Below are 25,474 nucleotides of genomic sequence, written 5' to 3' on the forward strand. Positions count from 1 at the left end.
TTCGCAGTTTGTTGACAGTCGGATCGGGCGGCGGTTGGCCGTGCGGACGAGGGGGCGGATGAGATGTCGGGGGACGGTGTGACAACCAGCAGGGCACGTAACAAGGCCGGCGCGGGGCTCAAGATCGAGCGGGTCTGGACGACCGAGGGGGTGCACCCCTACGACGAGGTCGCCTGGGAGCGTCGCGACATCGTCATGACCAACTGGCGGGACGGCTCGGTCAACTTCGAGCAGCGCGGCGTCGAGTTCCCGGAGTCGTGGAGCGTCAACGCGGCGAACATCGTGACCACCAAGTACTTCCGGGGCGCCGTGGGCACCCCGGAGCGGGAGTGGTCGCTGCGGCAGCTGATCGACCGGGTGGTCACCACCTACCGCACGGCGGGTGAGGAGTACGGCTACTTCGCCGGCCCGGCCGACGCCGAGATCTTCGCCCACGAGCTGACCTGGATGCTGCTGCACCAGGTGTTCAGCTTCAACTCGCCCGTCTGGTTCAACGTCGGCACGCCCTCGCCGCAGCAGGTCAGCGCCTGCTTCATCCTGGCCGTCGACGACTCGATGGACTCCATCCTCGACTGGTACAAGGAGGAGGGGCTGATCTTCAAGGGCGGCTCCGGCTCCGGCGTGAACCTGTCCCGGATCCGCTCCTCCCGCGAGCTGCTCTCCTCCGGCGGCAACGCCTCGGGCCCGGTCAGCTTCATGCGCGGCGCGGACGCCTCCGCCGGCACCATCAAGTCCGGCGGCGCCACCCGGCGCGCGGCGAAGATGGTCATCCTCGACGTGGACCACCCGGACATCCAGGAGTTCGTGGTCACCAAGGCGCGCGAGGAGGACAAGATCCGCGCGCTGCGCGACGCCGGGTTCGACATGGACCTCGGCGGCGCCGACATCGTCAGCGTGCAGTACCAGAACGCCAACAACTCCGTCCGGGTCTCCGACGAGTTCATGACCGCCGTGGAGAACAGCGGCGGCTTCGACCTGCGCGGCCGGCTCGACGGCGCGGTCATCGAGACCATCGACGCCAAGAACCTGTTCCGCACCATCTCCCACGCCGCCTGGGAGTGCGCCGACCCCGGCCTCCAGTACGACGACACCATCAACGACTGGCACACCTGCCCGGAGACCGGGCGGATCACCGCGTCGAACCCGTGCTCGGAGTACCTGCACCTGGACAACTCCTCGTGCAACCTGGCCTCGCTCAACCTGATGAAGTTCCTCCGCGCCGACGGCGGCTTCGAGGTGGAGAAGTTCGTCCGGTCCGTCGAGTTCGTCATCACCGCGATGGACATCTCGATCTGCTTCGCCGACTTCCCGACCGAGAAGATCGGCGAGACCACCCGCGCCTACCGGCAGCTCGGCATCGGCTACGCCAACCTGGGCGCCCTGCTCATGGCCTCCGGCCTGCCGTACGACTCGGAGCAGGGCCGCTCGGTCGCCGCGGCGATCACCTCGCTGATGACCGGCACCGCGTACCGCCGCTCGGCCGAGTTGGCCGGCGTCGTCGGCGCGTACGACGGCTACGCCCGCAACGCCGAGCCGCACAAGCGGGTCATGCGCAAGCACGCCGCCGCCAACGACGAGATCAAGCCCTCGGGCACGGTGGCCACCGCGATCGTCCGCGAGGCGACGAAGCAGTGGACCCAGGGCAACAAGATCGGTGACAAGTTCGGCTGGCGCAACTCGCAGGCCAGCGTGCTCGCGCCGACCGGCACCATCGGCCTGATGATGGACTGCGACACCACGGGCGTGGAGCCGGACCTGGCGCTGGTCAAGTTCAAGAAGCTGGTCGGCGGCGGCTCGATGCAGATCGTCAACCAGACCGTGCCGCGCGCCCTGCGCAGCCTCGGCTACCCCGAGGAGCAGGTCGAGGCGATCGTCGAGCACATCGCCGACCACGGCCACGTGGTCGACGCCCCCGGCCTCAAGCCGGAGCACTACCCGGTCTTCGACTGCGCGATGGGCGAGCGGTCCATCGCCCCGATGGGCCACGTGCGGATGATGGCGGCCGTCCAGCCGTTCATCTCCGGCGCGATCTCCAAGACGGTCAACATGCCGGAGCAGGCCACCGTCGAGGACGTCGAGAAGATCTACTTCGAGGGCTGGAAGCTCGGCCTCAAGGCGCTGGCGATCTACCGCGACAACTGCAAGGTCGGCCAGCCCCTGTCGGTCGCCAAGCCGAACAAGGCCGCCGCGACCATCCAGGCCCCGGCCGCCGAGGTGGAGAAGGTCGTCGAGAAGGTCGTCGAGTACCGCCCGGTGCGCAAGCGGCTGCCGAAGAAGCGCCCGTCCCAGACGGTCAGCTTCTCCGTCGGCGGCGCCGAGGGCTACCTCACCGCCTCGTCCTACCCGGACGACGGCCTCGGCGAGGTCTTCCTCAAGATGTCGAAGCAGGGCTCGACCCTGGCCGGCGTGATGGACGCCTTCTCGGTGGCCATCTCCATCGGTCTCCAGTACGGCGTCCCACTGGAGACGTACGTCAGCAAGTTCACCAACATGCGCTTCGAGCCGGCCGGCATGACCGACGACCCGGACGTGCGGATGGCCGCCTCGGTGATGGACTACATCTTCCGTCGCCTGGCGCTGGACTTCCTGCCGTACGAGCGCCGCGCGGAGCTGGGCATCTTCACCGCCAGCGAGCGGGCCGCCCAGCTCCGGGCCGAGGCGGAGGCGGAGGCGAGCGGTGCAGACCTCACCGCGATGGCCGCCTCCGCCCCGGTCGAGGCGCCGACCGAGCCGAAGACCGGCCCGGTCGCCCAGCCGGCGCAGGAGACCGCCGACGTCGCCGCCGCCAAGCCGGCGCCGTCCGTGGGTTCCAGCACCGAACTGCTGGAGGCCGTGATCGGCAAGGCCGCCGACGCGCCGCTCTGCTTCACCTGCGGTACGAAGATGCGCCCGGCCGGCAGCTGCTACGTCTGCGAGGGCTGCGGCTCCACCAGCGGTTGCAGCTGACGTACGAACCGAGCGGGGCGGGCCGGCGGGTATCTGCCGGCCCGCCCCGCTCGTCGGGGGACATCGGTGACCATGGGTGGATGACGACCCCCCAGACGTACGTCGAGTTCGCCACCCGGGAGGCGCGCGGCGTGTCGCCGGCGTACGAGCGCCTGTCCCTCGCCGTCTCCCGCGACGACGAACTGCTGGCCCTGCTCGCCGCGCTCCCGCCGGCCAGGCGGCAGCCGAACCTGCTGTTCGGCGTCGTACGACTGCTCGGCGGGCCGGTCGACGACCCGGCGGCCTTCCGCGACTTCGCGCTGGCGAACTGGCCGGCGATCGAGGCGGAACTGCGCACCCGTGCGACCCAGACGAACGAGCCCGGGCGGTGTGCCGTACTGCTGCCCGTGCTCGCCGCGTTGCCGCAGCCGCTGGCGTTGCTGGAGGTCGGCGCGTCCGCCGGGCTCTGCCTCTACCCCGACCGGTACGCCTACCGCTACAACGACCACGCGCTCGGCACGGGCGACACGGCCTTCGGATGCGCGGCCACCGGCGTGGCCCCGCCGGACCGGCTGCCGGAGGTGGTGTGGCGGGCCGGCCTGGACCTCAATCCGCTGAGGGTGACCGAGGCCGCGGACGTTGCCTGGCTCGACGCCCTCGTCTGGCCGGAGCACACACATCGCCGCGCCCGGCTGCGGACCGCCGCGGCCGTTGCCGCGGCCGATCCGCCGCTGCTCGTGCGCGGCGACCTGGTGGACGACCTGCCCGCGCTGGCCGCGCGGGCGCCGGCGGGCGCGACGCTGGTGGTGTTCCACACCTCCGTGCTCTACCAGGTGCCGGTACCGCGCCGGGCGGCGTTCGTCGACGCGGTACGCCGCCTGCCCGGCCACTGGATCTCCAACGAGTCCCCGGAGGTGCTGCCCCACGACGCGTTGCCGGAGCCGCCGGACGGGGCGCTGTACAACGTGCTCGCGCTGGACGGCCGCCCACTCGCCTGGACGCGTTCGCACGGGCATGCGATGACCTGGTTCGGGTGACCCGACGGGCTGCCGTGCCGAGCGTCGGCACGGCAGCCCGCGTACGTCAGTGCTGCTTCTGCTGGCAGGGCACGCAGAAGCGGGCGTGCGGCAGCACCTCCAGGCGCTCCCGGGGGATCGCGGCGGAGCAGCGCTCGCAGATGCCGTAGCGGCCCTCGGCGAGGCGGCGCAGCGCCCCGCTGACCTGCTCGATGCTCCGCCGGGTGGCGGCGATCAGCGCGCTCTGGGTGTGCGCCTCGCCCGGGTCGCCGGTGTCGGCGGTGAGCTGCGTGAGCCGGACGGTCTGCGCCTCGAAGTCGTTGGTCAGCGTCGTACGCAGGTCGTCGAGCCACTTCTGCTCGCTGGACTGGGTGGGTGTGGTCATGGCTTAGCTCCTCGGGAAAAAGAAAAAGGGCCGAAGCCGGATAGCTTCGCCCTGGTGGCCGTTCGCAAGAGTTGCAATCGGTTCACGGAGGGCCACGTCCGGCGGGGCTGGGCAGTCGGGAGGCGACCGAGCCGGCGCACGACGGCGCGACCGCGGATCGCACCACCCGGGTCGCCACGTTGACCCGAAGCGCACACCGGCAGGCAGCAGCGGGCGCCGCCGTCACCATGACGGCGGTGCTGATCTGCTGACCGGTCGAACACATGCAGCCACCATAGGCCGGGCGGAGCGGAAAGCCAACGTGCTTCCGCGCGCACGGGGGACGGCCCGGTGCCCGGGGCCCTCCCGGTGCAGCGTGCGGCCCGCTCGGCTGGCGTCGGGTTCCGCCCGGAGCCAGGTCTGGCATCGACCGGTCAGGCCGCCGGCATGTCCCGCATCCGCCGCAGCGGCGAGAGGACGACGAAGAGCGCGGCGCTCCACGTGCCGAGGACACAGATCCACAGCGCGGGCCGCAGCCCGAGCTGGCTGGCGAGGGTGCCGCCGGTGAGCGCGCCGAGCGGGATCACGCCGAAGCAGACCCAGAGGAACGCCGCGTTCACCCGGCCCAGCAGGGCCGGCGGCGTGATCCGCTGCCGGTACGTCATGGCGGCCACGTTGTAGAGCACCGCGTTGGCGGAGAACGCGGCCAGGCCGACGCCGTAGAGCAGCACGCCCCAGCCGGGCTGCGCCAGGGGCATCAGCAGGTAGAACGGGCCCGGGGCGGCCATCGCCACCCAGATGACCCGGGCCGAGCCGAGCCACGCGGTCAACCGGCCGGCGAACGCGCCGACCACGAGGCCGCCCACCGCGCTGACCGAGAAGACCAGCCCGACCAGCGCCGGCGTGGCGTGCAACTCCTCGATCAGGAAGACCACCTCGATGGAGCCGGACGCCATGACGAAGAAGTTCGAGGCCGTGGTGCAGGCGAGGAGGCTGCGCAGGATGGGCTGGCGGCGGATGAAGCCCAGCCCCTCGGTCATCTCCACCCGCAGCGGCACCCGGTCGCGCCGGGGCGTGGGCTCGCCCGGGGCCTGCCGGATCAGCAGCAGGGTCAGCCCGCTCACGGCGAAGGCGAGGCCGGTGACGACGAAGGTCCTCGCGGCGCCGACGAGCCCGACGAGCACGCCGCCGATCGTCGGGCCGACGAGCTCGGCGGAGTCCTGGCTGACGGTGAGCTTCGCGTTGGCGTCCACGAGCCGGTCCGGCGGCACCAGCCTCGGCAGCATGCTCTTGTGGGCCACGGTGAACAGGACGGTGAGCACGCCGGAGAGCCCGACCACCGCGTACAGGAAGGCGAGGGTGAGTCGACCGGCCAGGGCGACCACCGGCACCGACAGCAGCAACGCGGCCCGGCCCAGGTCGCAGGCGACCATCAGCCGCCGCTGGTCGACGCGGTCGGCGAGGATGCCCGCGGGCAGGGAGAAGATGAGGTACGGCAGCCAGGCGAACGCCGTCAGCAGCGCCACCTGGAACACGCTGGCGTCGAGCGTGCCGACGGCGAGCAGCGGCACCGCCACGTTGGAGACCCGGGTGCCCAGCTCGCTGACCGTCTGCCCGGCCAGGAGCAGCCCGAAGTTGCGGCTGCGCAGCAGCGAGGGCCGTTTCGGGGCGGCACCGCCGGCGCGCCTGGCGACCTGCTGCGTCACGTCGGATTCCCGGCGCGGGTCGGTGACCGCCGTGGGGAGTCCGGCGACCTCGCGGGAGCCGACGCGGCTCGCGGGCGCCCGGCCCGTCCGTGGTCCATCCGGTCAGCCTGCCGGCCCCGCCCGGATCGACGCCACCGGTTATCCGATCCCACGCCGGGCGGGGCGCCGCGTTGCAGTGCACGTGGTCGCGTCGGCCGTCCGCAGCGCCGCGACCTGCGGGATCCGGCGCCTGCCCGGCGCCGCGCCCCGGGTAGGCGCCGACGAGCGGGTCTCTAGACTGCGCCGGTGACCGGAGAGCGACGACCGCTGGCGGACCGGCCGCTGACCGAGCCGCACCCGTCCCGGCTGCCGGCGGAGCACCCGGACCGGGAGCGGATCCTGGCCGCGCACGCCGCCGCCCTGGCCGCCGGCGAGGCCGGTTACCTCGACCCGGCTTCCGGTCTCTTCGTGCTCAGCGCGGGTTTCCTGGCCCGGCGCGGCACGTGCTGCGGGCGCGGCTGCCGGCACTGCCCGTACGTCGACGACTGACCAGCGGCGTGTGCCTCCACACGTCGGCGTCGCCGATGGCTACTGCGAAGTCACGGCGGCGGTGGCCAGCCGGGACCTTCATGCGGCACGAGTTGTCGTACGGTCTTCAGCGGGCCACTCGCCCTCGATGATCGCGGAGGTTCGACGTGCGTATCCGGATCTTGTTCGCTGCCTCGGCTGTGCTGCTGACGGCCAGCTGCGCAAGTGAGCCTGAGCCGGTGTCAGTGCCCGAGATGGAGCCGATCGCCGTCGACGTGGCCGCCGCCTCCTCCGGCGGGGCGTGCCGGCTGCTGGATTTCGGCGTCATCGAGCAGCACGCCGGCGTCCGCTTCGACGTCGCGGCGGCCAGCGCGACGGGCGACAGCCACACCTGCGTGGTGCGCTCCGGTCGGGAGGCCCTGCCGGAGCTGACGCTGACCGTCACCCGGACGTCGATCGACGCGGCGACCTTCACCGCCGACCTGGTGCCGGAGAAGGCGGCCAAGGTCTCCGGGCTCGGCCAGAAGGCGTACCGGCGGACCACCTCGGCCAAGGGCGCCCTCGGGCCGGTCGCGGAAGTGGGGTGGCTGGCCGCCGAGGGCCGCCTCGCCACCCTGCGCTACACCACCCCACGCGACACCGACAAGGCGGAGGCCGAGAAGCTCACCACCGCTCTCGTCACCCTGGCCCAGGGACTCGACACCCGCGCCATCTGACCCCGGCCAGGGGTGACGAAGCCGCCCGGCACAGCGTGAACCGCCTCGCCTCAAGCTGCTGCGCCGGCTGCGCACAGGCGCGGGGCCGGGTGGGTCAGTGGGCGGCGACGAAGACCCGGGAGGCCACCTCGCGCGGCAGCCTGATGCGGTCGCCCGAGCGGTCGATCGACACCCCGTCGCGCTCCTGCGCCACCGTCACCGTCGCGCCCGGGTCGACGCCGGCGGCGTGCAGCTGCCGGAGCACGTCCGCGTCGGTCTGCACGCTCTCGCAGATGCGTCGCACCACGACCGGCCCCGACAGCCCGGGGAACGCCAGGTTGCGCTCGCCCTCGATGGGGGCGGCGGTCGTCTGCTCCGGCGTGCCCAGCTCGTCCAGCCCCGGGATCGGGTTGCCGTACGGCGAGCGGGTCGGCCGGTTGAGCAGGTCGTAGACCCGCTTCTCGACCGCGTCGCTCATCACGTGCTCCCACCGGCAGGCCTCCTCGTGGGCCTCCTCGTAGGGCATCCCGATCACGTTGACCAGCAGCAGCTCGGCGAGGCGGTGCTTGCGCATCACGGAGACCGCGTTGCTGCGCCCGTGCGCGGTGAGCGCCAGGTGGCGGTCGCCCTCGACGGTCAGCAGGCCGTCGCGCTCCATCCGGGCGACGGTCTGGCTGACGGTCGGCCCGCTCTGCCCCAGCCGTTCGGCGATGCGGGCACGCAGCGGCGGAACCCCCTCCTCCTCCAGCTCGAGGATGGTCTTGAGGTACATCTCGGTCGTGTCGACCAGATCATGCTTCACGTCAGCGGACCTCCGGCCAACGATGCTACCTCGGCGTTCAGCGAACGACCCACGGCGAACCGCCAGGTCGGTGCCGCGATGGTGTTGACTGGATGCCATGTCCGCCTCCGATGATCTCCTTGTCGAGGCCGGTCGGCTCGCGGTCGAACTCGGCCAGCCCGACCCGCCCACGCTGCTCGACGTGCGCTGGCGGCTCGTCGGCGCGCCGGGTCGGGAGGACTACGCCGCCGGTCACCTGCCCGGTGCGGTCTTCGTCGACCTGGACACCGCGCTCTGCGGGCCGCCCGGCCCCGCCGGCCGCCACCCGCTGCCCGACCCCGCCGCGCTCCAGGCGGCTCTGCGGGCCGCCGGCGTGCGCGCCGGTCGTCCCGTCGTGGTGTACGACGGCGGCGACGGCATGGCCGCCGCCCGCGCCTGGTGGACCCTGCGCTGGGCGGGCCACCGGCCGGTACGGCTGCTGCACGGCGGCTTCCCGGCGTGGCTGGCCGCCGGGCTGCCCGTCAGCACGGAGGTGCCGACCCCGGAGCCGGGCGACGTGGAGGTGCGGCCCGGAGCGTTGCCGGTGCTCGACGCGGGGGAGGCGGCCCGGCTGGCCGCGGCCGGCGACGGTGTCCTGCTCGACGTGCGCGCCGCGCCCCGCTACCGGGGCGAGACCGAGCCGATCGACCCGGTCGCCGGTCACGTCCCCGGTGCGGTGAACCTGCCCGCCGGCGAGTACGTCGCCGAGGGTCGGTTCCCCGCCGCCGAGGCGCTGCGCGAGCGCTTCGCCGCCGCCGGGGTGGGCGAGGGCCGGCCGGTCGGGGCGTACTGCGGGTCGGGGGTGACCGCCGCGCAGGCCGTGCTCGCGTTGCACCTGGCCGGCCGCCCGGACGCCGCGCTCTACGTCGGCTCGTGGAGCAACTGGGTGGCCGACCCGGCCCGCCCGGTGGCCACCGGAGCGACCCCCACCGCCTGAGCGGGCAACGGGGACCGGGCGACACCCGGCGGCTGAGCAGCGCGTGCGCGGGCGTGCCGGGGTGTGCGTGCGACGATGGGGCCATGTCCGACGACACGGTGGTGGTGTGGGACGAGTCGCTGCTCGCCTACGACATGGGGGACCATCCCCTCGACCCGGTACGGGTGGAGCTGACCTTCGCCCTCGCCCGGGAGTTGGGCGTCCTCGCGCGTCCCGGGGTGCGGCTGGTGAAGCCGGAGCCGGCCGACGACGCGCTGCTGAGCCGGGTGCACGACCCGCGCTACCTCGCCGCGGTGAAGGTCGCCCCCCGCGATCCGCTCTTCGCCGGCTTCGGGCTGGGCACCTCCGACAACCCGGTCTTCGAGGGGATGCACGAGTCCAGCGCGCTCGTCGCCGGCGCCACGGTGGCGGCGGCCGAGGCGGTCTGGCGGGGCGAGGCCCGGCGGGCGGTCAACGTGGCCGGCGGCCTGCACCACGCCATGCCGGCCCGGGCGGCCGGGTTCTGCGTCTACAACGATCCGGCGGTGGCCATCGCCCGCCTGCTCGACCTGGGCGCCGAGCGGGTCGCGTACGTGGACGTGGACGTGCACCACGGCGACGGGGTGCAGCAGGTCTTCTGGAACGACCCCCGGGTGCTCACGGTCAGCGTGCACGAGACGCCGCTGGCGCTCTTCCCGGGCACCGGCTTTCCCGACGAGACGGGCGGGCCGGGCGCCGAGGGCAGCGCCGTCAACCTTCCGCTGCCGCCCGGGGTGGACGACGCGGGCTGGCAGCGCGCCTTCCACGCGGTGGTGCCGTCGGTGCTGCGCGCGTTCCAGCCCCAGGTGCTGGTGACCCAGTGCGGGGCCGACGCGCACCGGCTCGACCCGCTCGCCGACCTGAACCTCTCCGTGGACGGGCAGCGCGCCACCTACCTGGCCCTGCGGGCGCTCGCCGACGAGCTCTGCGAGGGCCGCTGGGTGGCCACGGGCGGCGGCGGGTACGCGCTGGTCGAGGTGGTGCCCCGGGCCTGGACGCACCTGCTCGCGGTGGCGGCCGGGGAGCCCCTTGACCCGGCGACGCTGACCCCGCCGGCGTGGCGGGAGTTGGCCGCCGCGCGCCGGCCGGGCCGGCAGATCCCGCTGCGGATGACCGACGACGTGGACCCGGCATACGAGCCGTGGCAGCCGACCGGCGAGCCGAGCGCCGTGGACCGGGCGATCGCGGCGGCCCGCAAGACCGCCTTCCCGCTGTTCGGGCTCGATCCGCACGACCCGCGCGACTGATCCGGCGGGCGGAGGGGACCGCACAGGTGACCACTGTGGAACAACCGGTGGACGTGCTGCTCAGCGACGGCAGCACCGTGCAGTTGCGGCCGATCCGCCCGTCGGACGGGCCGGGCATCGTGGCGATGCACTCGCGCTTCTCCGAGCGCACCCGCTACCTGCGCTACTTCTCGCCGTACCCGCGCATCCCCGAGCGCGACCTGCAACGCTTCGTCAACGTCGACCACCGCGACCGGGAGGCGTTCGTGGTGCTGGTCGGCGAGCGGATCGTCGCCGTCGGCCGCTACGAGCGGCTCGGCCCGCAGGCCCCCGAGGCCGAGGTGGCGTTCGTGGTCGAGGACGCCTACCAGGGCCGGGGCATCGGCTCGGTGCTGCTGGAGCACCTGGCCGACGCGGCGGGCCGCAACGACATCGCCAACTTCGTGGCGGAGGTGCTGCCGGCCAACGGCGCGATGCTGCGGGTCTTCTCCGACTTCGGCTACCAGGTGCAGCGGCAGTTCGCCGACGGCGTGGTGCACCTGAGCTTCCCGATCGCCCCCACCGACGCGACGCTGGAGGTGCAGCGTGGCCGGGAGCACCGCACCGAGGCCCGCTCCGTCGCCCGGCTGCTCGCGCCACGCGGCGTCGCCGTCTACGGCGCCAGCGCCACCGGGCAGGGCGTCGGCGCGGCGGTGCTGGGGCACCTGCGCGACGGCGGCTACCTCGGCTCGGTGGTCCCGGTGCATCCGGGCGCGACGACGGTCGCCGGGCTGCCCGCGTACTCCTCGGCGGCCGATGCCGGCGTGCCGGTCGACCTGGCGGTGGTGGCGGTCCCACCGGAGGCGGCGATCGAGGTGGTGGCCGACGCGGCCGCTGCGGGGGCGCACGGCCTGGTGGTCATCTCGGCGGGCTTCGCCGAGGCCGGTGGCGAGGGCGCGGCCGCGCAGCGCGCGCTGGTCCGCGCGGCGTACGCGGCGGGCATGCGCGTGGTCGGCCCGAACTGCCTGGGGGTGGCCAACACCGATCCGGCCGTACGCCTCAACGCCACCCTCGCCCCCCGGCTGCCGGTGCCCGGCCGGGTGGGCATCTTCAGCCAGTCCGGCGCGTTCGGGGTGGCGCTGCTGGCCGAGGCCGACCGGCGGGGGCTGGGCCTGTCGAGCTTCGTCTCGGCCGGCAACCGGGCCGACGTCTCGGGAAACGACCTGCTCCAGTACTGGCAGGACGATCCCGGCACCGACGTGATCATGTTGTACCTGGAGACCTTCGGCAACCCGCGCAAGTTCGCCCGGCTGGCGCGCCGGATCGGCCGGGACAAGCCCGTCGTGGCGCTCGCCTCGCCGGCCCGGCCGCCCGGGGTGGGCGACTCCGCCGGCCCGGACGAGGTGGCGGTCGCCGCGCTGTTCGCCCACTCGGGTGTGATCCGGGTGGACACCGTCGCCGAGCTGCTCGACGTCGGGGTGCTGCTGGCCCACCAGCCGCTGCCCGCCGGGCCGCGCGTCGGCGTGGTAGGCAACTCCTCGGCGCTGACCGGGCTGGCGGCCACCGCCTGCGCCGCGCAGGGGCTCACCGTCGCCCGGGGCTACCCGCGCGACGTCGGCCCGCGCGTCGGCGCGGCCGAGTTCGCCGCCGCGCTCGCCGAGGCGGGTGCCGACGGCGAGGTGGACGCGCTGGTGGTGGTGTTCGCCCCACCGTTGCCCGGCCAGCTCACCGACACGGAGGCGGACTTCACGGCCGCGCTGCCGAGCGCGTTCGCCGCCGGCAAGCCGGCCGTGGCGACGTTCCTGGTCGGCCGTACGCCCGCCGGGGTGCCCGCCTATCCGAGCGTGGAGGAGGCCGTGCGCGCCCTCGCCCGGGTCACCGCGTACGCCGACTGGCTGCGCCGGCCCGCCGGGGTGCCGCCGGAGCTGCCCCGGGTGGACCGGGAGGCGGCGCACGCCGCCCTGCGCCCGGAGGCCCTCGACCCGGCGGGACTGCTCGCGGCGTACGGGATCGACGTGGTCGAGTCGGTGCCGGCGCGCTCCACCGCGGCGGCCGTCGACGCGGCGACCCGGCTGGGTTTCCCGGTGGCCCTCAAGGCCGCCGCCGCCGGCCTGCGGCACCGCCTCGACCTCGGCGCGGTCCGGCTCGACCTGCCCGACCCGGCCGCGGTGCACCGCGCGTACGCCGAGATGTCGGCGGCCTTCGGCGCGGACGTCCTGGTGCAGCCGATGGTCCCGCCCGGGGTGGCCTGCGTGGTCGAGCTGGTGGAGGACCCGGCGTTCGGCCCGGTGGTCGGCTTCGGGCTGGGCGGCGTCGCCACGGAACTGCTCGGCGACCGGGCCTGGCGGGCGGTGCCGCTGACGGACCTGGACGCGGCCGAGCTGGTCGACGAGCCCCGGGCGGCGCCGCTGCTGCGCGGGCACCGCGGCGCGGCGCCGGTGGACCGGGCGGCCCTGGCGGACCTGCTGCTGCGGGTCGGCCGGCTCGCCGACGAGCAGCCCCGGGTCCGCGCGCTGAGCCTCAACCCGGTGCTCGCCCGCCCCGACGGCATCTCGGTGCTGCACGCCACCGTGCGGGTCGGCTCCGCCGTGGCCCGCCCCGACACCGGCCCCCGCCGCCTGTAAGGAAGGGCACGAGGTGCAAGGAAGGTGCCCTTCCCCACACTTCGCGGTGCGGCGGCCGGACCGGTCAGGCCGCCCGGCTGGAGATCTGCTGCACGGACCAGGCGTTGCCGTCGGGGTCGGCGAAGTGGACGAAGCCGACGTTGTCCAGCGGGTCCGGCACCGGGCGCGGGTTCTCCCCGAGCACCTGGATCTCGCTGACCTCGACGCCGCGCTCGACCAGCTCCGCCCGCGCCCGGCGCAGGTCGGGCACGACGAGCTGGAGGCCCTTGAGCGAGCCGGGTGGCATCTCGGGCAGCGGCCCCCTGCCGATCACGATCGAGCAGCCTGAGCCGGGCGGGGTCAGCTGCACGATCCGTGCGTCGTCGCCGAACGTCGTGTCGTGGTCGACGGCGAAGCCGAGCCGGTCGGCGTAGAACGCCTTGGCCCGGTCCACGTCGGACACCGGCACGACCACCACTTCCAGGGTCCAGTTCATGGCTATTGGTAGCCCGTCGGGCAGCCGGGATCAAGGACCACGGCCCGGACGTACGCGAGGCCCCGGCGAACCGCCGGGGCCTCGCGTGGTCCAGGAACGTCAGCAGGCGTACGCCTCCAGGCGCTGCGCCCGCTCCGGGTCACGCAGCTTCAGCAGTGTCACCTTCTCGATCTGCCGGATCCGCTCCCGGGACAGGCCGAATTCCCGGCCGACCTCGTCGAGGGTGCGCTGCCGGCCGTCGTCGAGGCCGAAGCGGAGCCGGATCACGGCCTGCTCCCGCTGGGACAGGGTGGACAGCACGATGCTGACCTCGTTGCGCAGCTCGCCCTGCGCGGCGGCGTCGCCCGGCTCGGCGCTCGGGTCGACGGCGGCGACGAAGTCGCCGAGGGCGCTCTCGCCGTCCTCGCCGACCGCCTGGTCGAGGCTCACCGGCTCCCGGTCGTACGAGATCAGCTCGATGACCTGGAACTCCGGGATGTCCATGGCCCGGGCGACCTCGGCGACGGTGGGCTCGCGGCCCAGCGAGACGGAGAGCTCGCGGCGGGCCCGGACCATGCGGTTGACCTGCTCGACCATGTGCACCGGGATGCGGATCGTGCGGGCCTGGTCGGCCATGGCCCGGGTGATCGCCTGCCGGATCCACCAGGTGGCGTACGTGGAGAACTTGTAGCCCTTGGCGTAGTCGAACTTCTCGACCGCGCGGATCAGGCCGAGGTTGCCCTCCTGGATCAGGTCGAGGAACGCCATGCCGCGACCGGTGTACCGCTTGGCGATGCTGACCACCAGGCGCAGGTTGGCCTCCAGCAGGTGGTCCTTCGCGGCGCGGCCCTGCGCGACGATCAGCCCCAGGTCGGCCCGCAACTCCGCCGAGACGGGGGTGCAGGTCGCGAGTTTCTCCTCGGCGAACAGCCCGGCCTCGATCCGCTTGGCGAGGTCGACCTCCTGGGCGGCGGTCAGCAGCTTCGTCCGGCCGATCCCGTTCAGGTATGCCCGGACCAGGTCCGTGGAGACGCCGCGCTCGTCGGTGGCGTCGAGGTCGGTCAGGGTGTCGGTGGCGCTCGCGGCCTCGGTGGTGCCGGCCGGGCGCGTCCGGTGCTCCGTCATCTGCAGGGCCATCTCAGTTTCTCCCCGTGTCCACGTCTGTGCCGTTCGATCCGGCCCAGTGGTGCCGGTGTGACACACAGCTTGGCGGGCGGGGCGTGAAACGGGAGTGAGGCGATCGGGGAACCGACACGAATTCCGTCGATGCCCTGCTCAGCGTGGGCGGCTCGTCGCCGAGCGCTGGTTGCCGCCGGCGGTTACCGTGCCAGCGGTCGGCCCGCACGGCCGGCCCGCCGGCGACGTCGGCGTACCGAACAGGTTGTGGAGGGTGTCGTGGTCTTCAAGCGGCTCATGCAGGCGATGGGTGTGGGTGGCCCGTCCGTGGAAACCGTGCTGACGAATCCGAACTGCCGCCCCGGCGGCCAGCTGGAGGGCGTCATCCACGTGGCCGGCGGCGACCACCTCGTCGACGTGTCGTACGTCGCCCTGGGCCTGGTCACCCGGGTCGAGGTCGAGAGCGGCGACAACGACTACGAGACCACGCAGGAGTTCCACCGGCAGGCCGCGACCGGCGCCTTCCAACTCGCCCCGGGGCAGCGCCACGACATCCCGTTCCGCTTCGCCGTGCCGTGGGAGACGCCGCTCACCGAGCTGTACGGGCAGCACCTGCACGGGATGACGATGGGGCTGCGTACGGAGCTGGAGGTCGCCCGCGCGGTGGACAAGGGCGACCTGGACGCGGTGGCGGTGCACCCGCTGCCGTCCCAGCAGAAGATCCTGGAGGCGTTCCTGCGGCTGGGCTTCCGGTTCGCCCGGGCCGACGTGGAGCGGGGCCACATCTACGGCGTACGGCAGACCCTGCCCTTTTACCAGGAGATCGAGTTCTACCCGGCGCCGCAGTACGCCGGGGCGATCAACCAGCTGGAGGTCACCCTCGTCACCGACCCGCAGCAGATCCAGGTGGTGCTGGAACTGGACAAGCGCGGCGGTCTGTTCACCGAGGGCCGGGACGCCTTCGGCCGCTTCGCCGTCGACCACGCCACCGCGGAGCGCACCGACTTCGCCCCCCAGCTCGACGGCTGGATCCGTCAGTCGCTGCAACGCCGCGGCCTCTTCTCCTGACGCCAGGGTGTGCGCCGGCCCTGCCGCCGGTTCGCCGGGCCCGCGGCCCCGTCAGGCCCAGCCGTGGCGCGCGGCGTGCCAGCCGAGCTGCATCCGGGTCTCCACCCCCGCGAGGTCCATGAGGTGGCGCAGGCGCCGCTGGAGGGTCCGCAACGACAGGTCGAGCTGGGCGGCGACGACCGGGTCGGTGAGCCCGGCCAGCAGCAGCGCCAGGATCCTCCGGTCGAGTTCGGTCGGGCCGTCGGCCGCCTGGCGGTCGGCGCTGTCGCCGGCGGGGGCGGTCAGCGCCGACGAGTCGAGCGGGTGGGCGTGGTGCCAGACGATCTCGAACAGCGCGTCCATCGCCGCCAGCAGCCCGGTGCGGTGCAGCAGCACCGCACCGGGCTCGCCACCGGGTACGGCGGTCAGCGGCACCAGGGCCAGCTCCGCGTCGGCCAGGATCAGCTTGATCGGCAGGTGGTCGACCACCCGCACCTGGACGCCGTCGCGCAGCGACTCCAGCGTCTCGGCGACCACCCCCGGTTCGGCAAGTGTCGGCCGGTCGATGACGACGCGGAAGCGCACCCCCTGGCCGACCACCGCCGACTCCACCGCGTTTGCGCCCGGCGGTACGGCTATGAACGGGGTGGTGACGAAGCTGCGTACCTCCGTGCGGGCGGCGTGCTGCACCTGCGCGAACCGGTGCCGGACGGCGTCGACGCCGCTGACCACCTCGATCAGCTCGTCGATGGTGCGTCCCGCGATCGACGAGCGGTACTCCTCGGCGAGCCGGACCAACGCGAGTTCCGCGCTGCGCAGGGCGCCCCGCTGCTCGCTGATCAGGGCCCCGAGCGCGACGGCGGGCGGCGCCACCGAGAACTGCCCGTCCGGGCCGCACTTCACCAGGCCGCTCGCCGTCAGCTGCGACAGCGCCGCCTCGACCGTCGCCGCGGGCATCCGCAGGGCGTCGCCCAGCTCGGCCGGCCCGGCCTGGGTCCGCCGGACCAGTTGGTTGTAGACCGCCTCGTCCTCGGGGCTCAGCCCCAACGCGCCCAGCATCGGTGGCTGCCTCCCTCTGCCCGCTGCGGCAGGCAGAGTATGGGACACGGCCACCGGTCCTGACCAGCCTGGGAAGGCCGACGGGTCGTCGGGAAGGGCCCCGGAACGCTCCGCGTCCCGGGGCCCCGCCAACCATCTCACCGCAGGCCGTACGCCCGGATGAGTTCCTGCCGGATGCCGAAGCCGGCGTCCGTCCTGGCGCCGGCCCGCACCGACACGAAGCCACCCGGCTGCTTCGGCAGGGCGAGCGAGCCGGTCCAGCGGTCGTCCGCGCCCTTGCTCAGGGTGACCTTCCGCCAGGTGGCGCCGTCGTCGTACGAGACGTCCAGCGTGACCGACGTGACCGTGCCGGTGCCGGTGCCGCCCGGCTGCGGCCCGGCCTTGACGCTGATCCGCTGGGTGGTACCCGCCTTCACGTCGCCGCGCAGGTCGGTCTCCAGCGCGTAGTCGAGCTGGAGCAGCGCGAACGGGACGAAGGTGTCGGCGTCGTTCGAGCCGGAGACGAAGTCCCACTCGGTGTGCGTGCGGGTGGACAGCCGCCACCGGTCGGCCGGCCGCGAGGCGTCCAGCACCAGGCGGTACGGCAGCGTGCCGGCGGGCACCGGCGTCCACTGCAGGTCGGCGTTCCACTCGTTCTCGTCCACCAGCTTGTCGCCCTGGTAGAGCTTGAGGTGGGTCGGCACCGAGCCCCACTCCATGTTGCCGCCGTGCTCCAGCACGTCGTCCGACGGGCTCCAGGCCTGCACGTTCAGCGTCATGTAGTCCCCGTAGCGGCTGTTGCGCACCCCGAACGCCCGGCTGAAGGCCGGCCGGACGGCCGGAGCGAACCAGTCCAGCCTGGTCGTGCTGCCCTTGGCGTACGTGTTCAGGTAGGCCGTGTCGGTCCAGCCGCCCTGGTCGTGCACCTCGTGCCAGACCACGTCGGGCGTGACCCACTCGGTGCGGGTGCCCGGGTGCGACTCGGCCTCCGGGAAGCCGAACGACGGGCTGAAGACCATGTCGTAGCGGTAGCCGGAGCCGGGGGAGTCGACGGCCGCGTGGTAGCGGGCGTCGATCCGGCCCAGCTCCCGCTGCCGGGGGTGGTAGACGAGCGGCTGGTTCGGCACCTGACCGGGGAAGACCCGGGCCAGGTCGTAGACGTAGTTGGCGTACGGGACGCCGGTGACGGTCAGCTTGCGCGGCCCGCCCCGGGTCGCGGCGATCAGCTGCCCGCCGGCGTCGCGGTGCACGGTGGCGACGGGGATGGCGGACTCGCCGACGTACTCGTTGAGGATGCCGGCGCCGTCGTTGACGACCAGCAGCAGCCTCGCCCCGGCTGCCGCCGCGGCGGCAGCGCGGGTGGTCGGGTCGACCGCGTCGCTGCGGGTCACCACCACGGCCCGGCCCTTCACGTCGAGGCCGGCGTACGCCTCCGGGGCGCCGGTGCCCGCGTGGACCGGGCGCAGGGTCTCGGTGCCGGCGGTGATCGTGCTGCCCGGCTGCACCGTGGCGTCGATCGGGGACCGGCCGGGGATGCGCAGGCTCAGCATCGGCTCGCCCTTGCGCCACCGCGCCGCCATGGTGAACGACACCGTGCCGACCCGCTCGGTCGGCAGGACGTACAGGTCGTCGTAGCGGATCGGCAGCTGGTACGCCGCGCGGAAGTCGCTGCCGTCGGCGTACCCGACGGTGTAGTCCAGCTTGCGCTGCCGGTCCTCGGTCCGCTCCGGCGCGGTGGTGTCGAGCAGGCGGGCCCGGCGCGCGTCCAGCACCACCTCGGCGCCCCGGTCGAGCACCGTCTCCGGGTCCACCAGCAGGGCGAAGCCGAGCCGGTCGGCCTGCTCGCCGGGGACGTCCAGCACGGCCTCCACCGTGTACGTCCCCTTCGGCAGCCGCAGCGTCCGCTCGCCGGCGACCGGGTACTGCCCGGGGTTGACGTCGCCGGCCCGGTTCACCAGGACCGTCGCGCTGGCCGGCTTGCCGTCGCGGCCGATCAGCTTGACCTTCAGGTCGTACCGCTCGTTCTCCTTGAGCAGTCCCAGCGCGGTACGGGTGACCGCCGCGCCGGTGGCGGCGTCGGTGCCGACCAGGTAGCCGGTCAGCTCGCCGTGCGCGTCGCCGCGCGGGTCGCCGGTGACCGTGACGTCGGCGCTGCCGCCCGCCGGCACGGTCACCGAGGAGGCGCCCAGCGCGAACGGGCCGCCGCCGGTCAGGGCGAGGTCGAGGGTCACGGCGGCGGTGCCGGAGTTGGTGAAGGTCACCGGCCGGGTGACCGGGGCGTCGGTCGGCTCGTGCGGCCAGTCGAAGGCGCCGAAGAACGCCGAGCCGGTGGCGCGTACGGTGCCGCGCACCGCCGCCGCCACGTCCAGCCGGCCGGTGCCCACCTGGTACGGCCGGTAGTCGTCGGACAGGCCCTTCGCGCTGCTCATCAACGCGTCCTTGAGCTGCTGGCCGGTCCAGTCGGGGTGCCGCTGGGCGAGGATCGCGGCGGCCCCGGCGACGTGCGGCGTGGCCATCGAGGTGCCGTCCATGCTCTGGTACGCGCCCTCGCCGGCGGCCTGCTGCGAGCGGGCCGCGACGATCCCGACGCCGGGCGCGGCGAGGTCCGGCTTGAGCGCGCCGGTGCGGGCCAGCGGGCCGGTGCTGGAGAAGCCCGCCAGCGCGTCCTGCTTGTCGACCGCGCCGACTGTCAGCGCGCTCGGCGCCGTGCCGGGCGACCCGATGGTCTGCGGGCCGGCGTTGCCGGAGGCGACGACGAAGAGCGTGCCGTGCCGCGCGGAGAGCGTGTCCACGGCGGCGGCCATCGGGTCGGTGCCGTCGGTCAGCGAGCCGTCGCCGAGGCTCATGTTGACCACGTCGGCCCCGGACTCGGCCGCCCACTGCATGCCGGCGATGATCCAGGAGTCCAGGCCGTACCCGCCGTTGTCGAGCACCTTGCCGACGATCAGGTCGGCGCCCGGGGCGACGCCCCGGTTGCCGCCGCCGGAGGCCGCGCCGCTGCCGGCGATCGTCGAGGCGACGTGGGTGCCGTGCCCGTGGACGTCGGAGGTGTCCTCGCCCGGCACGAAGCTGACCTTGTCGTCGACCTGGTCGACCAGGTCGGGGTGGTTGGGGTCGACCCCGGTGTCGAGCACCGCGACCCGCACCCCGCTGCCGTCGTACCCGGCGGCCCACGCGACGGGCGCGCCGACCTGCGGCACGCTCTCCTTCAGCGCCGCCGTCACCCGGCCGTCGAGCCAGAGCTTGGTCACCCCGCCGCCCAGGGCCCTGGCCGGTGCCGCCGCCGTGGCGGGCGCGACGGTGGACCAGAGGGTGCGGGCCTGCTTCTTCTCGGTGGTCAGGGCCGCGCCCTGGATGCTGGGCAGGTCGCGGACCAGCTTCGCGCCGCGCGGTGGCGCCGGCTTCGCCGTGCGGGCCTTCGCCGGGGTGTACGCCGCGATCAGCGGCAGCGTCGGGGTCTTCGCGTCGTCGTACCCCATCTCGATGAGGTCGGTGACGTTGAACAGCCGCCGGTCGAGCTTGTCGCCGTCGAGCAGCGGCAGGGCCTCGTCGGGCAGGACGTACAGGTCGCCGCCGCTCTGCCGGAAGCGTACGCCGCCGGTGGCGTCGTCGGGCCGGTCGACCTCGGCGGTGGCCTTGCCGTCGGCGGAGGTGGTCACCGTGACCACGTCGCCGGTGATCAGGGTGACCGTGTGGGTGTCCCGGGTGGCGGCGGGGGCGGCCGGCGACGGGCCGGCCGCCGTCGCCGGGGCCTGGATCGCGGCGAGGCCGGCCGCGACCATTCCGGTCGCCGCCGCGGCGGCGGTGAGCCGCCGTCTCGTGCGACCCCAGGTGAAGGGCTGTGAGGGGGATGACATGCGATGGTTCTACAGTCGTCGGCCGACCCCCGTGAACAGTTGGCGGCGGCGGTGTTGCGCCACGACGGGACTCCGCCACCGGGACCCGGCGCCGGCCGCCGGCACGGCCGGTCAGATTTCGAGCAGCACCGTGCGGGGGCCGACGTTGACGCTCTCGACCAGCATGTGGGCGCGGAAGCGGCCGGTCTCCACCTTCGCGCCCCGGGTGCGCAGCGCCGCCACGACCTCCGTCACCAGAGGCTCCGCGACCTCGGCCGGGGCCGCCGCCGTCCAGCTCGGACGGCGGCCCTTGCGGGCGTCGCCGTAGAGGGTGAACTGGCTGACCACCAGGACCGGCGCGCCGGTGTCCGCCGCGGACCGTTCCTCGTCGAGGATCCGCAGCTCGTGCACCTTGCGGGCCATGGTCCGGGCGGTCTCCACGGTGTCGGTGTGGGTCACCCCGAGCAGCACCAGCAGCCCGTCGTCGATCGCGCCGATTACCTCGCCGTCGACCGTCACGGCGGCCCGGCCGACGGTCTGCACCACGGCCCGCATCAGTCGGCGACCGGCTCGATGAAGCCGCGCTCGACGAGGTGCGCGACGATCGGCCCGGCCGCCTCGGCCAGCTCCCCGGGAGCGACGTCGTGCGCGGCGGCGAGCAGGGCGAGCTGGTCGCGCAGCGTCAGCCGCCCGTCGGCGCCGCCGACCAGGGCCAGGACGAGCGGGTCGATCTCCTCGGTCCAGCGCAGGCCGTGCGGCATGGCCAGCACCTGCCGGTCCACCGCCCAGCCCTCGTCGCCCATGGTGGCCTCCTGCCGCAGCTGGAGGCCCTCGGCGGCCCGGAAGCGGGCGGCGAGCAGCTCGTCGGTGTCGCGGACGCGCAGCCAGTCCTGGCGGTCGAACCACGTGCCGACCCGGTCGCCGAGCGGTGCCTCCACCCGCTGGCGCAGGTCCTCCACCCGCACGATCGGGTCGTCGTGGCCCGAGCGGCGCAGCGAGACGATGCCGAAGCCGACCGCCTCCACCTTGTGCGCGTCGAACCAGTCCAGCCAGTCCGCCATCCGGCGCGGGTCGGCCGCCTCGCCGACGTCGGTGAGCCACAGGTTGACGTACGCCATCGGGTCGGCCACCTCGCGCTGGATGACCCAGGCGTCCAGCCCCGTGCCGGCGAACCAGCCGGTCACCCGCTCGCCCCAGTCCTCCCCGGCGACGTGCACCCAGTTGGCCAGGTACTGCATGGTGCCGCCCTCGGTGAGCAGGCCCGGCGCGGCGGCGGCCAGTTCCGCGCCGATCGCGTCGCCGACCCGCCCCGAGTCGCGGTAGACGTGCGTGGTGGTGCCGGGGCCCACCACGAACGGCGGGTTGCTCACCACCAGGTCGAAGCGCCGCCCGGCGACGGGGGCGACCATGTCACCGCGGAGGAGTTCCCAGTCCTGGCCGTTGAGTGCGGCGGTGGTGGCGGCGAAACGCAGCGCCCGCGCCGACAGGTCGGTGGCGGTGACCCGCCGCGCGTGGCTGGCCAGGTGCAGGGCCTGCACGCCGGACCCGGTGCCCAGGTCCAGCGCGGCCTCGACGGGCCGGCGGACGGTCGCGCCGATCAGCGTCTGCGTCGCCCCGCCGATGCCGAGCACGTGCTCGGCGTGCAGCGGGCGGCCGGGCCGGGCACTGGCGGGCACGTCGGCGAGCACCCACCACTCGTCCCCGTACGGCTCCAGGTCCACGCCCATCCGCAGCCCGTCGCCGTGCCGCTCGACCAGACCCCCGGCGAGCGCCTCGGCCAGCGACAGCGGCGCCAGCGCGGCGGCCACGGCGGCCTCCGGCTCGGTCTGCTCGCACACGAACACCCGGATCAGGGTGCCGAGCGGATCGCGGTCCTCGGTGGCGCGCAGCGCGGCCCGGAAGTCGTTGCGGGCCACCCCGCCGGTGGCCTGCGGGCCGAGCCTGGTGGCGATGCCGTTCGAGGTGAACCCGGCCCGCGTCAGCGCGGTCCGTAGCGCCTCGACGCCGGCGGGGGAGAGCAACATCTCGTGTCCGTCCACGTCGCCATCCTGCCTGGTGCCCGGCGGCGGGGTCCGGCCACCCGGCGGATCAGCGCACGCAGCCGGGTCACCTGCGCGGCGTCGCTGGCACGGGCCTGCCGACACGTGCGTCGCCAACTGCGGCGTACGCGCCTCCGCCGTCTCCGGTCAGGGCAGGATGGCGCCATGACGCTCGCACTGCCCATCGACCCCGAGGCCAACGAACTCGTCAACCGGGATCCGCTGGCCCTGTTGCTGGGGATGGTCCTCGACCAGCAGGTGCCGATGGAGAAGGCGTTCTCCTCGCCGTACGTGCTGGCGCAGCGCCTCGGGCGCGACCTGGACGCCCGGGAACTGGCGGATCACGACCCGGAGGCGCTGGTCGCCCTGTTCGCCCGGCCGCCGGCGCTGCACCGCTTCCCGAAGGCGATGGCGGCCCGGGTGCAGGAGGTGCGCCGGACCCTCGTCGACCGGTACGACGGCGACGCCGCCGGGCTCTGGTCGGACGTGGCCGACGGCCGGGAGCTGCTGCGCCGGGTCGGCGAGCTGCCCGGCTTCGGCAGGCAGAAGGCGCAGATCTTCGTCGCGCTGCTCGGCAAGCGGTTCGGGGTCACGCCGAAGGACTGGCGGGAGGCGGCCGGCGACTACGGCGACCCGGACGCCCAGCGGTCGGTGGCCGACGTCACCGACGCGGACTCGCTGCGCCGGGTGCGCGAGTACAAGCAGCAGATGAAGGCGGCGGCGAAGGCAAAGTCCGCCGGGGGCTGACGCAACCGCGCCGTCGTGGCGGTCGTTGTAGCCAGGATGGCGACGACGGACAGCCGATGACGGACGAACGCGGCGGGCGGTTGCTGCGGCCGGAGGACAGCTCGCCCCGGGCCACCTTCCTGGAGCTCTTCTTCGATCTGGTCTTCGTCTTCGCGCTGACCCGGGTCTCGCTGCGCCTGGTCGAGGGCACCGGAGGCTCCGTCGGGACGCTGCTGGCCGAGATCGGGCGCACGGGTGTGCTCTTCCTGGCCCTGTGGCTGCTCTGGTCGATCACCACCTGGGTCACCAGCCGGTACGAGCCGGAGCATCCGGTGATCCAGTTCGTCGTGGTCGGGACGATGTTCGGCGCCATGGTGATGGCCGTGGCGCTGCCCCGGGCGTTCGAGGACCGGGCACCCTCGTTCGTGTTGGCGTACCTGGCGGTGATGCTCGGCCGGCCTCTGATCATCGCCACGGCCCTGCGCCGCCATCCGCGCCGCACGGTCCCGCTGCGGCTCTTCGCCTGGGCCGCCGCAGGGGCCGTGCCGTGGCTGGCCGGGGCGGTCGGGCCGGAGGAGCTGCGCCTGCCGCTCTGGACGCTCGCCGTGGCCGTCGACTTCGCCGGCCTGCTGCTCGGCTGGCCGCTGCCCCGGCTGGGCCCGGCACGCACCGCCGGCTGGCTGATCGCCGGCGAGCACCTGGCCGACCGGTACCAGCAGATCTTCCTCATCTCGCTGGGGGAGACCATCCTGGTCATCGGGCTGACCTACAGCGGCGCGGAGTTCACCGCCGACCGGGCCGGCGCCTTCGCGACCGCCTTCGCCACCACGGCGCTGCTCTGGCGGATCTACTTCCACCGGGCGGGTCACCTGCTCGCCGAGGCGCTGCGGGTGGCCCGGTCGCCCGGCCGGCTGGGCACCTCCGCCAGCAGCACCCACCTGGTCATCGTGGTCGGCGTGCTGAGCACCGCCGTCGGTTACGAGCTGGTGATCGCGCACCCGCACGGCCGTACCGACCCGACCTGGCTGGTCTTCGTCGTCGGCGGCCCGGCGATCTTCCTGGCGGCCCGGGCCCGCTTCGAGTACGAGATCTTCGGCCGGGTGTCCCGGTCCCGGGTGGCGGGCCTGGTGGTGTTGCTCCTGCTGGGCCCGGCGCTCACCCTGGTGTCGCCGATGGTGGCCCTGGCGCTGGTCGCCGGGGTGCTGGCGGGGGTGGCGTCCGCCGACGCGTGGCGCAGCAGGGGCCGCCCGCCCGAGCCGGCCGCGTCGCCGCTCGGGCACGGCGGGACCGGCGGTGGCGAGTTTCCCGCGCCGTGACGGGGCGGGTCAGGCGGCGGTGGGCCGGGAGAGGGCGGCCAGCGCCCGCCGGACGTCGGCGAGGGAGACCGTGGCCGAGTCGTCCAGGTCGGCCAGGCCGGCCTCGATCCACTGCCGCATGAGCGTGGTGACCCCGATGCCGCGCGCGTCGGCGGCGGCGCGGACCTGTTCGTACGTCTCCAGCGGCAGGCGCACCGAGCGGCTGACCATGGGGGTGTCGGTGTCGGGGGTGGGAAGCTCCACCTGCTGGCTCCCGTCGATCAGCTCCGCGAGCCGGTCACCGCCGCTGTGGAACTGCTTGGTCGCGTCGTTACGGTTCATCGTCACCGCCTCCTCATCGGCGAGATCTCCGCACGGCCTCGTCGTAGCGTTTCGCCTCGACGTCGCTCAGCTCGCGGGCGGAGAGGATGTCCCAGTCGTTGTCGGTGCCGTCGGCCTCGGCGAGCAGCACGGCCAGCCGGCGCCCCCGGCGGGCGGCGGCGTAGACGACCATCACGTCGTCGCCGAGGTGTCGGATGACCCGGCGGGTGCTGTGCAGCGCCTCCCAGACTTCCCCGGGCGTGACGTCGTAGACCCTCAGGTTGGCCAACGCCTCGTCGGTGAAGCTGAACCTGCTGCCCACGGCGCGAGCGTACCACGCAGGTAACACGGGGCCGGGTCGAGCGATTTTCGCTGATCACGCGCCGCAGGTGACAGGATGGGGCGTAACCCCCTCGAGGAGGTCCGTGGTGAAGCGTCAGGCGTACCAGCCGATCCTGATCACCGACGCCTCGCGCAGCCAGGACGACCAGCTCACCAGCCGTCAGAAGCGTTACGTGCTGATGATGGGCATCCGGGTGGCCTGCGTGATCGTCGGTGCCGTCCTGGTCGGCGTGCAGGCCCCGCTGCTCTGGCTCTGGCTGCCGATGGTGGCCCTGGGCATGGTGCTCATCCCGTGGCTGGCCGTGCTGCTGGCCAACGACCGCCCGCCCAAGGAGGAGCACCGGCTGGCCAACCGCTTCCAGCCGCGGCACCGGGACGAGACCCCGCCGATGAGCCTCACCGCCGAGGAACGCCCCCACAAGATCATCGACGCCGAGCCCTGA

22 protein-coding genes are annotated in these 25,474 nt (G+C 73.9%); 11 read left to right on the forward strand and 11 right to left on the reverse strand.

The genetic code is table 11. The features are described from left to right. Nucleotides 1-63 precede the first annotated feature (63 nt). Both AC0OO9_RS22715 and AC0OO9_RS22720 read left to right on the forward strand, forming a co-directional pair. Entirely contained in the window at nucleotides 64-2,946 is a 2,883-nt protein-coding gene (locus AC0OO9_RS22715) for a vitamin B12-dependent ribonucleotide reductase (RefSeq protein ID WP_484512197.1), read from the forward strand. Nucleotides 2,947-3,026: 80 nt separating this feature from the next. Continuing rightward, complete coding sequence (locus tag AC0OO9_RS22720) at nucleotides 3,027-3,962, forward strand: DUF2332 domain-containing protein (protein ID WP_484512199.1); 936 nt, start codon at nucleotides 3,027-3,029, stop codon at nucleotides 3,960-3,962. Between the two features lie 46 nt (nucleotides 3,963-4,008). Here the strand turns inward: AC0OO9_RS22720 and AC0OO9_RS22725 are convergent, their stop codons facing one another. Together AC0OO9_RS22725 and AC0OO9_RS22730 are read right to left on the reverse strand one after the other, a co-directional pair. Further along, a complete protein-coding gene (locus AC0OO9_RS22725) occupies nucleotides 4,009-4,326 on the reverse strand; it encodes a TraR/DksA family transcriptional regulator (protein ID WP_132232979.1) in 318 nt (105 codons plus the stop codon). Nucleotides 4,327-4,739: 413 nt separating this feature from the next. Further along, nucleotides 4,740-6,011 (reverse strand): MFS transporter, encoded by a 1,272-nt coding sequence (locus AC0OO9_RS22730; protein WP_484512201.1) that lies wholly within the window; start codon nucleotides 6,009-6,011, stop codon nucleotides 4,740-4,742. 285 nt (nucleotides 6,012-6,296) lie between these two features. On the opposite strand from AC0OO9_RS22730, the gene AC0OO9_RS22735 reads away from it, so the two are divergent. Both AC0OO9_RS22735 and AC0OO9_RS22740 read left to right on the forward strand, forming a co-directional pair. Further along, complete coding sequence (locus tag AC0OO9_RS22735; protein WP_311413468.1) at nucleotides 6,297-6,539, forward strand: DUF5522 domain-containing protein; 243 nt, start codon at nucleotides 6,297-6,299, stop codon at nucleotides 6,537-6,539. 218 nt (nucleotides 6,540-6,757) lie between these two features. After that, the gene (locus AC0OO9_RS22740; protein WP_484512202.1) at nucleotides 6,758-7,234 is read left to right on the forward strand and encodes a hypothetical protein; all 477 of its coding nucleotides are present in this window, start codon (nucleotides 6,758-6,760) and stop codon (nucleotides 7,232-7,234) included. A 94-nt stretch (nucleotides 7,235-7,328) separates the two neighbouring features. On the opposite strand, the gene AC0OO9_RS22745 is transcribed toward AC0OO9_RS22740, so the two are convergent. Then, a complete protein-coding gene (locus tag AC0OO9_RS22745; RefSeq protein ID WP_132232993.1) occupies nucleotides 7,329-8,015 on the reverse strand; it encodes an iron-dependent transcriptional repressor DtxR in 687 nt (228 codons plus the stop codon). 97 nt (nucleotides 8,016-8,112) lie between these two features. Here AC0OO9_RS22745 and AC0OO9_RS22750 point away from each other — a divergent pair, with 97 nt between their 5' ends. The 3 genes from AC0OO9_RS22750 to AC0OO9_RS22760 all read left to right on the forward strand — a co-directional run bounded on the left by AC0OO9_RS22750 (nucleotide 8,113) and on the right by AC0OO9_RS22760 (nucleotide 12,817). Continuing rightward, nucleotides 8,113-8,970 carry a sulfurtransferase gene (locus tag AC0OO9_RS22750; protein WP_484512204.1) on the forward strand — a complete coding sequence of 286 codons (858 nt, stop codon included), beginning with the start codon at nucleotides 8,113-8,115 and terminating at the stop codon, nucleotides 8,968-8,970. A gap of 83 nt (nucleotides 8,971-9,053) precedes the next feature. After that, complete coding sequence (locus AC0OO9_RS22755) at nucleotides 9,054-10,235, forward strand: acetoin utilization protein AcuC (protein WP_484512205.1); 1,182 nt, start codon at nucleotides 9,054-9,056, stop codon at nucleotides 10,233-10,235. A gap of 26 nt (nucleotides 10,236-10,261) precedes the next feature. Continuing rightward, nucleotides 10,262-12,817 (forward strand): bifunctional acetate--CoA ligase family protein/GNAT family N-acetyltransferase, encoded by a 2,556-nt coding sequence (locus AC0OO9_RS22760; protein WP_484512206.1) that lies wholly within the window; start codon nucleotides 10,262-10,264, stop codon nucleotides 12,815-12,817. Nucleotides 12,818-12,881: 64 nt separating this feature from the next. Here AC0OO9_RS22760 and AC0OO9_RS22765 read toward each other — a convergent pair whose 3' ends face one another. Both AC0OO9_RS22765 and sigB read right to left on the reverse strand, forming a co-directional pair. Then, nucleotides 12,882-13,292, reverse strand: a complete 411-nt coding sequence (locus AC0OO9_RS22765) for a VOC family protein (RefSeq protein WP_484512207.1) — start codon at nucleotides 13,290-13,292, stop codon at nucleotides 12,882-12,884. A gap of 99 nt (nucleotides 13,293-13,391) precedes the next feature. Further along, a complete protein-coding gene (sigB, locus tag AC0OO9_RS22770; protein ID WP_370518890.1) occupies nucleotides 13,392-14,408 on the reverse strand; it encodes an RNA polymerase sigma factor SigB in 1,017 nt (338 codons plus the stop codon). 258 nt (nucleotides 14,409-14,666) lie between these two features. On the opposite strand from sigB, the gene AC0OO9_RS22775 reads away from it, so the two are divergent. Further along, nucleotides 14,667-15,455, forward strand: coding sequence for a sporulation protein (locus tag AC0OO9_RS22775; protein ID WP_357579968.1), 789 nt, complete (start codon nucleotides 14,667-14,669; stop codon nucleotides 15,453-15,455). Between the two features lie 51 nt (nucleotides 15,456-15,506). Here the strand turns inward: AC0OO9_RS22775 and AC0OO9_RS22780 are convergent, their stop codons facing one another. The 4 genes from AC0OO9_RS22780 to AC0OO9_RS22795 form a co-directional block, all read right to left on the reverse strand. Then, nucleotides 15,507-16,493 carry a transcriptional regulator TrmB gene (locus AC0OO9_RS22780; RefSeq protein ID WP_484512209.1) on the reverse strand — a complete coding sequence of 329 codons (987 nt, stop codon included), beginning with the start codon at nucleotides 16,491-16,493 and terminating at the stop codon, nucleotides 15,507-15,509. A 137-nt stretch (nucleotides 16,494-16,630) separates the two neighbouring features. Further along, complete coding sequence (locus AC0OO9_RS22785) at nucleotides 16,631-20,329, reverse strand: S8 family serine peptidase (RefSeq protein WP_484512211.1); 3,699 nt, start codon at nucleotides 20,327-20,329, stop codon at nucleotides 16,631-16,633. A 111-nt stretch (nucleotides 20,330-20,440) separates the two neighbouring features. Further along, complete coding sequence (gene dtd, locus AC0OO9_RS22790) at nucleotides 20,441-20,863, reverse strand: D-aminoacyl-tRNA deacylase (RefSeq protein WP_484512212.1); 423 nt, start codon at nucleotides 20,861-20,863, stop codon at nucleotides 20,441-20,443. Continuing rightward, the gene (locus AC0OO9_RS22795) at nucleotides 20,863-22,347 is read right to left on the reverse strand and encodes a DUF7782 domain-containing protein (protein WP_484512214.1); all 1,485 of its coding nucleotides are present in this window, start codon (nucleotides 22,345-22,347) and stop codon (nucleotides 20,863-20,865) included. The genes dtd and AC0OO9_RS22795 overlap by 1 nt, the downstream gene beginning before the upstream one ends. Nucleotides 22,348-22,512: 165 nt before the next feature. Between AC0OO9_RS22795 and AC0OO9_RS22800 the strand changes: the two genes are divergently transcribed. Then, on the forward strand, nucleotides 22,513-23,094 hold the full coding sequence (locus AC0OO9_RS22800; RefSeq protein WP_484512216.1) for an HhH-GPD-type base excision DNA repair protein: 582 nt from the start codon (nucleotides 22,513-22,515) through the stop codon (nucleotides 23,092-23,094). 56 nt (nucleotides 23,095-23,150) lie between these two features. Next, on the forward strand, nucleotides 23,151-24,389 hold the full coding sequence (locus tag AC0OO9_RS22805) for a low temperature requirement protein A (RefSeq protein WP_484512218.1): 1,239 nt from the start codon (nucleotides 23,151-23,153) through the stop codon (nucleotides 24,387-24,389). 9 nt (nucleotides 24,390-24,398) lie between these two features. Here the strand turns inward: AC0OO9_RS22805 and AC0OO9_RS22810 are convergent, their stop codons facing one another. Together AC0OO9_RS22810 and AC0OO9_RS22815 are read right to left on the reverse strand one after the other, a co-directional pair. Further along, nucleotides 24,399-24,710 (reverse strand): hypothetical protein, encoded by a 312-nt coding sequence (locus tag AC0OO9_RS22810; RefSeq protein ID WP_132233013.1) that lies wholly within the window; start codon nucleotides 24,708-24,710, stop codon nucleotides 24,399-24,401. A gap of 13 nt (nucleotides 24,711-24,723) precedes the next feature. Continuing rightward, entirely contained in the window at nucleotides 24,724-25,011 is a 288-nt protein-coding gene (locus tag AC0OO9_RS22815) for a hypothetical protein (protein WP_225851882.1), read from the reverse strand. Nucleotides 25,012-25,117: 106 nt separating this feature from the next. Between AC0OO9_RS22815 and AC0OO9_RS22820 the strand changes: the two genes are divergently transcribed. Further along, entirely contained in the window at nucleotides 25,118-25,474 is a 357-nt protein-coding gene (locus AC0OO9_RS22820; protein WP_132233017.1) for a DUF3099 domain-containing protein, read from the forward strand.

The sequence above is a fragment of the Micromonospora sp. USAFONa4 genome (assembly GCF_057197825.1).